This is a genomic window from Dehalococcoidia bacterium (genome assembly GCA_028711995.1).
Classification (GTDB): Bacteria; Chloroflexota; Dehalococcoidia; order SZUA-161; family SpSt-899; genus JAQTRE01.
In genome coordinates, this window is record JAQTRE010000117.1 from 1 (window position 1) to 9,076 (window position 9,076).

The window sequence follows — 9,076 nt, forward strand, 5'->3', positions numbered from 1 at the left end:
ATGTTGGCGCTTGTTTTGGCGCTAAATTCGACCCGCCAGCCGATTCACTCAGACTTTAAACTTCGCAGCATAATATCAGGGTGACTCAATCAGAATTCCGATACCGGCTTTTTGCAGGGACGCCATCTCTGCATTCTCTACCGGGACTCCTGCCTCAAGTCTCCTCATACGTTCAAGAACTGCTTCGATTTCCTTTGCACTACCGAGCGTATCGGTTTTCATCGACAGGCCCACAATTTCCTCGCGGGAATACCCTATCAACTCCAACTGCTTTTCATTGATATCGATGACATTTCCAGCGAAGTCGAGTGCGACAAAACCATCAGGCATGGCATGGATCAACGCTTCGCTATAGGCTCGGGCTTTATTTGTTTCAACCATTTCTGAGTTGAGGGCCTCTTCTGCAGCCATCAGCTCTTCATTCTGTTCGTTCAGTTGTTGGTTGCTTTGTTGAAGGGCCTGCTCCATTCGCTTGCGCTCGGTGATGTCAATACTGCTGCTTTGGAGTGCAACATTATTTCCTCTGGCGTCTTTCAGGACCTGTTCAGTAACAAGCATGGTTTTTCGCCCGGTTGGGAAGTCCCAGTCTCTCTCATAAATGCGCCCAATCCCGGTTTCGATGGTCCTGCGATTCGATTCATAATATTCTTCGGCAATATCTCTGGGATTCAGATCAAATAGGGATTTGCCGATGAAATCCGCCGGTTTACCGCCAAACAAGGCAGCCCCACTGGCATTCATAGTCTGAAAAATGCCGTCCCGATCCAGAATGAAAAGGTTAATGCTGGAGTTTTCAATGAGCGTTCGATATTTTTGCTCACTTTCCCTCAGCATCACATCAGCCCGTTTGCGCTCGGTGATATCCTGACCGGTGGAAAGCAAACCGACAATGTTGCCATCGGCATCCTTGAGCGTCTTATCGTACCATTCGATCTCGCGCTCGCGCCCATCTTTGGTCACGATCGAACTCACGTTGCCGAGCGTCCGGATATCGCCGACCGCTTTCAGGAACACGTTGCGGGTGCTTTCCATTTCCCTTTCCGGCAGAAAGGTGGAGAACCAATCTTTGCCTCGCACCTCTGCCAACGAGTATCCGGAAATCTCTTCCATATGCGAATTGAAACGGACGATGCGACCCTGGGGGTCCAATACCAGCACAATGGCTTGCGCCGTCTCGATCAGGCTATTGGTAAAATCCCTTTCGCGCCGTAGCGCCTCCTCTGCCTGCTTGCGCTCGGTGATGTCGCGGAAAACCCCCAACATTCCTATGGGCCTGTTATCAGTATCGCTAACAAGAGAGATAGACAACACAACAGGGAAACTCTCTCCATTTTTTCTAACGCTGATTACTTCACCGTTCCAGTTTCCTTTGGTTTCCATCTCTTTGGTAATACTCTCTGCATCTTTAGGGATTTCAGTAAATTGAGCTACATTCAATTTCAGCATCCCTTCGGGCAAATAGCCAAAGGTCTTGATAGCAGATTGGTTGGCATAGACAACATTGCGATTCATATCCGTCAGCACAAAGCTGTCATAAGCATTCTCAACAGCTTGTGAGAATAGTCTTGTCTTCTCTTCTGCCCTCTTACGCTCGGTGATGTCCCGCGCAATGCCTATATAGCCGGCCACGTTGCCATCCCTATCGCGTAGCGCCGACCCATTGGAAGAATACCAATGAATCGACCCGTCCAGACGCAAAACCCGATAATCCACGCTGGAGGGCTTCCCCGCCGCGTTGCTTATCCGATCAAAATATTCCCAAATCAAGTGAACATCGTCGGGATGCACATAGGGCTCGAAGGTCTTGCCGACCGCTTCAGATGCGGGTTCCCCGATGAGTTCCAGCCAGTTAGGAGACAGGTAAGTGAAGATGCCTTCTGCTGTTAGCTCATAGATGACATCGCTGGCGTTCTCGATGAGCCCACGAAATCGTTCCTCGCTTTCGTGAAGTGACTCCTCCACCCGCCTGCGTTCCGTGACATCCCGCACAATCACCAGATCGGCAGGCTTATTGTTGAAAGAGGTGGCTGAGGCATTGATCTCCACGAGTATCTTTCGACCATCCCGGTGCAGAAAAGTGGTTTCATACCGGGAACGAATTTCCTCACCGGACATCTTTTTTTGGTAGCGGTCCATCACCTCATCAAAGGCATCCGGATGGACATATCGGGCGATCGGGGTGCCGATGGTTTCCCAGGGAGTGTATCCGAGAATCTTCAGCGAGGCAGGATTGGCATACTGGATGATCTCATCCTGAATGATGCAAATGCCGTCATCAGCCTGTTCCACCAGTTGGCGGTAGATGTCCTCGTTCTCCCGGGGCGTCTTCGCCTCTGATTGATTGGCTCCGGCGTTTGCGGAAAGGCGTTTCTCCGGAGATGTATCAGTGTGGGCAAAGGATCGCTTCAGCCTGGTAATCAGGTTCATCTTTCTCCCCTTGTCGATACTGACGTTCTCTTTGCCATTGTGCTTCCTGCCCTACCATGGCATGCCTCCAGCCTTACGGTTGATTGCCTCTAACATAGTCTCATGAACGAAATTATCCAATAGGGGCAACCCGCGACTCATCTACATGTTATTCCCAAGAAGTAGTCGGGAGACACATTGTGGCACATATCCCCGATCATATTACCAGTGGCAAAGTTAGAGCTGGACTACCTGGATGTTCAATGGGACCGGGTCGGCAGCCCAGAGAGTCTTAAAACCTGACTTCATTATACTCGTTTCTCTGGTTTTATAGTACCGGTGCCTCACTCAATAGACTGTTCTTCCGCGGCCTTTGTACCATCGGCAATGTTGAGAAATGACCCCGTTGCCAGTACCATCAGAAAGAAAACCATCGCCACTAATTCCATGGCCAAGAGAATAGAAGGCTTTATTGAGGAAGCTCTGAATAAGTGTCATGACCCCTGGGGCCCACTCTCTTGGGGGAAGACGAATAATCGGGGTGAGTGGACCTTGAGCCTCAGACGCCCACATTGCGAGGGTGACGTGCTAAACCAAGCTGCGCCACACCTTGGTAAATCTGTGGCGCCTCAGAGCGTTCATGAAAAGAGAAGGCCCACCTGAGGAAATTGAAACTCCCTGGAGAACCCGAAAACGGGGGTTTCGCAAAAGTGGTGCGTGGTGAGTCGGGAGGGATTCGAACCCTCGACACCCGGATTAAAAGTCCGGTGCTCTTCCGCTGAGCTACCGACCCCGCATCACACTATAGCGCACTGCCCTTCGCGCGTCAACCAAAGTATTCTCACACCCACCTCTCACGCCCCCCGATCATCATCCACACTTTAGACTACCATGCATGGTTCGGGACCATCCCCCAGTCTCCAAACGGCCAGTAGATTATCCATGCCTTGCCGATAATATCGTTTCGGGGAACAATATCCCAACCAGCCACGTCGCGATTATCGCCAATGATGAAGTAGCTATCGTCTGGAATCTCCGATCGGGTCAGGGAACGTGAGTTAAGCTCAAGATATTCTTCCTCAAGCTTCTGCCCATCAATATAACTCACGCCGTTCTTAATTTCTATCGTCTCACCTGGAAGGCCGATGATCCGATGAATAATATCCCGATCGGCCGTAGGCGAATGAAAGACAACAATATCCCCCCGCTTGGGATTGTCAAACCAATATGCCGCCTTATTCACGATGACAAATTGGCCGTTATGTAAAGTCGGGTCCATACTAACACCGCTCACCTCAAAATTATGAACGACAGACCGAATCGCCACAAAGAGAATCAATGCCAGAAGGACCGTAACAATAATCTCACGGATTATTGGTCGAATAGACTGCCCTCTCAAGTCTGTCTTTTCCATTTTTCAAACGTGATAGCCGCCTTGAAAAAGCCGCTCCTTGGAGACTCCTGCCAGCTTGGGCTTAGCCTCTACTCCTACAAAATATGATAAAATAAGACCTAACTCAAAGCAGATTTAGTATAATGAAGAGCCATCCCATAGTCAAATCGCCTAGCCAAAACAGGGCATCCGCAGAGAACATGATAACCTACGAGGACGACCTGATCCAACAGAGCAAAGAGGGCGACTTAGATGCCTTCAACCAACTGGTGGAAACATATCAGGGGCAAGTCTACAATCTGGCCCTGCGGATGCTGGGAACCCCGCAGGATGCCGAAGACGTCAGCCAGGAAGCCTTTGTTCTGGCATGGAAAGCCATCCGAAATTTCCGTGGGGAGAACTTCAGGGCATGGCTCTTCCGCATTGCCTCCAATGCCTGCACCGATCTGCTGAGGAGCAAACGGAGTCGCAAGGCTGAGTCCCTCGACGACATCTTCCCGGAGTCCAATCCGCTCCCCAGCCCGGGAGATTCCCCGGAAGATTGTGTTCTACAGGAGGAACTGAGCGAGTTCATCGCTCGAACCTTGCTTTACCTTTCCGAGGACCAGCGTCTGGTGGTTACCCTTGCGGATCTGCAAGACTTCAGCTATGAGGAAATCGCTCAGATCACCCATACCTCGCTGGGCACAGTGAAATCGAGGCTCAGCCGGGGACGGGCCAACCTCAGAGACCTATTGCTGGAGCGGAGGGAACTTTTACCCCCTGAAATCCGTCTTTAATAGTAGTTGAGGATATTCGATATGACTGGGAAGAAGAGCAAGAGCCAATGCCATCGAATCCGGGAGAAGTTCTCGCCTTATATCGATGGGCGTCTGACTTCCATAGAGCAAGACGCAGTGAAATACCACGTGGAAGTATGCGCTGAGTGTCATTGTGAACTCGAAACGATGGAAGCCACGGTGAAGTTGCTCCACCGCATGCCGTACGTCGCCACCCCCCGGTCATTCACTTTAGCCAAAGCAGCAAAGGCTCAAACACGTGTTCCAGTTGCTACCGGTCTCATCAATCGAGCGTTTGGAACGGCAGCTGCTACTGTGTTCAACATGAATCGTCTGCGGATAGCAACCGCCGCTGCCGTCATTCTGCTGGCCGTTATGCTTTCCGGTGATGCCACCGGACTGTTCGATACGGAGAATACTTCCCATACGTCGAAAATAGCCTTAACCGACAATACCTCAAGCGTTTCTGATAGCACACAAACTTCCGCCGATCCGACGGTTCCAAACCCAGACCCCACAGTCATTGCTGGCACAGCATTGGACGGTCCACCGGAAGCGATACAGCAAACCCAACCCTCTGCCAGCCCTGCAGTGACAGGGGTTGCCACAAAAATTGAACCTGAGGCCACTGGTGATGCCAGTGCCGTGTCGCCCTCCTTAGGAACTCCTCCCGAAGCGGCTCCCAATTCCTTATTGCCCAAAGACAGCGCTTACTCTTGGCTACGACCACTTGAGATAGCTTTCGCCGCCGTGGTTGCTATCATGGTAGGGTTGAATATTCTGGTCTGGCAAAGGAAACGGCAAGGCGCATTGTCCTAGAAAACATCAAGCTTCTCTGTAATCAGGAAGGTCAAAATGGGGAAAAAGAATGAGGAGACCCGCTCCTCGAAAGAATCCCACTTCTTACGTAACCTCAGCATCGCGGCGGGGATTGTACTGGTGATTGCACTGCTGCTCCAGCGCAGGAAAAGATCGGGTTAGGCAATCTCAGCCAGAAACAAGGCTACTCTTGAGTTTCTCCTGTACTTTCCCCAGAGACACAAAGTCGGCTTCCTTGCGATTCCGGAGTTTGATCTCCGCCTCGCCTTTCTTCAATGTTCGAGGACTGATAACCACCCGAACGGGTATGCCCAGGAGATCAGCATCGTTGAACTTGACCCCGGGTGATTCCTCCCGATCATCAAAAAGCACATCGAATCCGGCGCCCTTGAGTTCGGTGTAGAGTCTGCCTGAGGCATCAGCTACCTCAGGATTATCGATGCTCAGGGCACACAGATATACCTGATAGGGGGCAATAGCCGGAGGCCAGACAATTCCCTTTTCGTCGTGATTTTGCTCCACTGCCGCCGCCAGAAGCCTGCCCAGTCCGATCCCGTAGCACCCCATCACGATCGGTTTCTGCACCCCATCCTGATCAAGGTAAAGGGCTTCCAGCTTCTTGCTGTATACGGTGCCCAGTTTGAATAAATGGCCTACCTCTATGCCCCGTTTCGAAATGAACTCTCCATCGCACTTGGGACATTGATAACCAAGCCGGGCCAGGGCGATATCGATCATCACATCCACAGCAAAATCCCGCGGATAATTGGCATTTTTGAAATGGGCATCGGGCTTATTGGCTCCGACCACAAAATTGGTCCCCAAGGTAATAGAATCATCAGCCACAACCTTCATCCCGGAAAGGCCTATCGGCGAGGCTGACCCCGCCACCAATCCTGCGCCGCTAACCTCCGCTTCAGTTGCCAGACGCAGATCATTGCATTTGAGGGCATTCTTGAGCTTGACCTCATTGACCTCCAGATCTCCCCGGATGGTAACAAATATCACTTTGCCGTCGGCAGCATAGAAAACGGCCTTGAGGGTCTGACTTGCTGGCACCCCAAGGAATGTGGCCACTTCATCAATTGTCTTTGCGCCCGGCGTCGGAACCTCCTCCAGCGGCAAGGCTTCTCCTTTTTGATCAGGCTTGGATTTGGTAAAGGCAGCCCGTTCCGAATTGGCAGCATACTCACACTTCGGACAACAGATGATCTCATCCTCTCCGGTATCGGAGACTAACATGAACTCGTGCGAGCCTTTCCCTCCAATTGCCCCGCTATCGGCTTCAACCATGATCGCCGGCAAACCGCATCGAGCATAAATCTTCTTGTAGGCCCCAACCATCTTCACATAGCTTTGATCCAGTGCCTCATCGGTGACATCCATACTATAGGCATCCTTCATGAGGAATTCCCGGACGCGCAGCAACCCGCCTCTGGGGCGCGGTTCATCCCGAAACTTCGTCTGCATCTGATAAGGCACCGCCGGCAGGTCTCGATAGCTTCGCACGTTCAATCGAGCCAGGTTGGTGATAAGTTCCTCATGTGTCGGGCCAAGACAAAGCATGCGCCCTTTGCGATCCTTCAGTGTGAAGAGGGATTCTCCAAAGGACTTATCGCGCCCGGTCTCCTGCCATATCTCGATAGGCTGCAGCGCCGGCATAAATAATTCCTGTCCGCCAGCGTCGTCCATTTCTTCACGAACAATCTGCTCGATCTTCCGCAACACCCGCCATCCCAGAGGCAGATAAGAATATATTCCTGAACCTACCTGATGGATCATTCCCGCTTTGAGCAGAAGCTGATGACCGACGGTATCGGCATCTGCCGGAACCTGTCTCAGAGTCTTTCCAAAAAGTCCGGATACACGCATCGCTTAGAACTCCTAAATATATCTCCCCACTGCCTCAGCAATAGGCCTCAGCTCTTTCATCAGCTTTTCAAAGTTGGGGAAATTCAAAGATTGCAGACCATCGACGAGGGCTTCCGCCGGATTGGGATGCACCTCAATCAGGAGGCCATCCGCCCCGGCCGCCAGAGCGGCCTTGGCCATGCTCGGCACATACGCCGCATGCCCCGCAGCGTGGCTGGGATCGACGACGACCGGAAGGTGACTGAAACGCTTGATAACGGCAATCGAACTGATATCCAGAGAAAACCGGGTGCTGTCTTCAAAGGTCCGTATGCCGCGTTCACAGAGAATCACGTTCTTATTACCCTCGGCCAGCAGATAATCTGCCGCCGTCAGCCAATCGGTGATCGTGGCGGCAAACCCTCTCTTCAAAAGGATCGGTTTCCTCAGCTTGCTCAGCTCCCGCAATAAAGTGAAATTCTGCATATTTCGAGCGCCGACCTGCAAGATATCCACATGCTGGGCCAGAAGGTCGATATCGTGTGCATCCAGCACTTCGGTGATCACGGGCATACCCAGATCGGCCTTTACCTTGGCCAAAAGCGCTACCCCCTCTTCTCTCAGCCCCTGGAACGCAAAAGGGGAAGTCCGCGGCTTGAAGGCACCGCCCCTCACCACTGTAGCACCAAGTTCCTTCACTGTCCTTGCGGTATCCATCAGCTGCTTTTCACTCTCTACGGCACAAGGACCAGCCATGACCACCACCCGCTTGCCACCGATCTCAACACCACCCACTCTCACCTTGGTGGGCTTCGGTTTAAACTCCCGCGAAGCCAGTTTATAGGGCTTCATGATGCGGGTAACCGTCTCCACTCCCGGCAAAACAGCAAAGATATCGGTGGATGTCTTGCCCGTGTGACCGCCCAGAATGGCAATCACGGTCTTATCCGTGCCCACATTAAGCTGGACCTCAAACCCCAGAGAGTGAGCCTTGTCTACCACTTGGTCGGACTGCGCTTTACTTGCCCCCGTAACCATTTCAACGATCATAACAATTGCCTCACACAGCTTAAATACAGCATGATTGTAGCAACAAGTCGATCACAAAACAATTGTCATCGCGAGACTAAAGCCATAATGGAAGAACCTGTGCCGTATACCACACATGAGTATCGAAAGGAGTTGGACGGATCATCCGATCTCAGGGGCAATCTATTTGATTACAAAGAAGGGCGGTACACCATCCGTTCATGCTTCGACAAGCTCAGCCCGAACGGAACACTTTTTCCCGTTCGCCCTGAGCTTGTCGAAGGGGAACGAAAAAAAGCGGGCCACGACGCTGAAGCACTAGGGTGCGGGGCTCTCAGTCAAGGTTACTTTGGCTGTCTTGGTACTCTTGCCTTCGACGAAGGTTATCTCCACCTGCTGACCGATATCGCATGATCGTATAGCTAAGTTGAGAGCTTCGGCTGTGGTCACCTCTTCTCCGTTGAATGTGACAATCACATCGCGCACCTTCAAACCAGCCTTGTCCGCCGGACTACCGGAGGTTATCTGTGCAATAACGACTCCTTGATCCACCGAGAGGCGATTGCGCATGGCCAGATAGGGATCGACGGTCACGAGTTCGGCTCCCAGCCAGGGCCGACTCACATAGCCTTTCTCCAACAATTCCTGAATGATCGGCATGGCTGTCTTCGTGCTGATCGCATATCCCATACCCTCCACACCCACCGCAGAGATCTTGGCGCTGGTGATTCCGACCACTTCGCCTGCCATATTGACCAAAGGCCCGCCGCTGTTGCCCGGATTGATGGCGGCAGATGTC

8 protein-coding genes and 1 tRNA gene are annotated in these 9,076 nt (G+C 52.1%); 3 read left to right on the plus strand and 6 right to left on the minus strand.

Annotated elements, in window-relative coordinates:
• Nucleotides 1–75: 75 nt before the first annotated feature.
• The 3 genes from PHV74_12690 to lepB all read right to left on the minus strand — a co-directional run bounded on the left by PHV74_12690 (nucleotide 76) and on the right by lepB (nucleotide 3,820).
• Nucleotides 76–2,427: a PAS domain S-box protein gene (locus tag PHV74_12690; GenBank protein MDD5095215.1), complete on the minus strand. Its 2,352-nt coding sequence runs from the start codon at nucleotides 2,425–2,427 to the stop codon at nucleotides 76–78.
• Nucleotides 2,428–3,124: 697 nt separating this feature from the next.
• Nucleotides 3,125–3,199 (minus strand) — tRNA-Lys (locus tag PHV74_12695).
• Nucleotides 3,200–3,292: 93 nt separating this feature from the next.
• Nucleotides 3,293–3,820, minus strand: a complete 528-nt coding sequence (gene lepB / locus PHV74_12700) for a signal peptidase I (GenBank protein ID MDD5095216.1) — start codon at nucleotides 3,818–3,820, stop codon at nucleotides 3,293–3,295.
• A 179-nt stretch (nucleotides 3,821–3,999) separates the two neighbouring features.
• On the opposite strand from lepB, the gene PHV74_12705 reads away from it, so the two are divergent.
• Genes PHV74_12705 through PHV74_12715 form a run of 3 tightly spaced genes read left to right on the plus strand, consistent with a single transcriptional unit; the run spans nucleotide 4,000 to nucleotide 5,559 of the window.
• Nucleotides 4,000–4,578, plus strand: coding sequence for a sigma-70 family RNA polymerase sigma factor (locus PHV74_12705; protein ID MDD5095217.1), 579 nt, complete (start codon nucleotides 4,000–4,002; stop codon nucleotides 4,576–4,578).
• Nucleotides 4,579–4,599: 21 nt separating this feature from the next.
• Nucleotides 4,600–5,397 carry a zf-HC2 domain-containing protein gene (locus PHV74_12710; GenBank protein ID MDD5095218.1) on the plus strand — a complete coding sequence of 266 codons (798 nt, stop codon included), beginning with the start codon at nucleotides 4,600–4,602 and terminating at the stop codon, nucleotides 5,395–5,397.
• A gap of 36 nt (nucleotides 5,398–5,433) precedes the next feature.
• Nucleotides 5,434–5,559, plus strand: coding sequence for a hypothetical protein (locus PHV74_12715; protein ID MDD5095219.1), 126 nt, complete (start codon nucleotides 5,434–5,436; stop codon nucleotides 5,557–5,559).
• 6 nt (nucleotides 5,560–5,565) lie between these two features.
• Here the strand turns inward: PHV74_12715 and PHV74_12720 are convergent, their stop codons facing one another.
• The 3 genes from PHV74_12720 to PHV74_12730 all read right to left on the minus strand — a co-directional run.
• Nucleotides 5,566–7,269, minus strand: coding sequence for a proline--tRNA ligase (locus tag PHV74_12720; GenBank protein MDD5095220.1), 1,704 nt, complete (start codon nucleotides 7,267–7,269; stop codon nucleotides 5,566–5,568).
• A 12-nt stretch (nucleotides 7,270–7,281) separates the two neighbouring features.
• Nucleotides 7,282–8,298, minus strand: a complete 1,017-nt coding sequence (gene aroF, locus PHV74_12725; GenBank protein MDD5095221.1) for a 3-deoxy-7-phosphoheptulonate synthase — start codon at nucleotides 8,296–8,298, stop codon at nucleotides 7,282–7,284.
• A gap of 297 nt (nucleotides 8,299–8,595) precedes the next feature.
• Nucleotides 8,596–9,076 (minus strand): PDZ domain-containing protein (locus PHV74_12730; GenBank protein ID MDD5095222.1); only part of this gene is annotated, 481 nt, incomplete at its 5' end.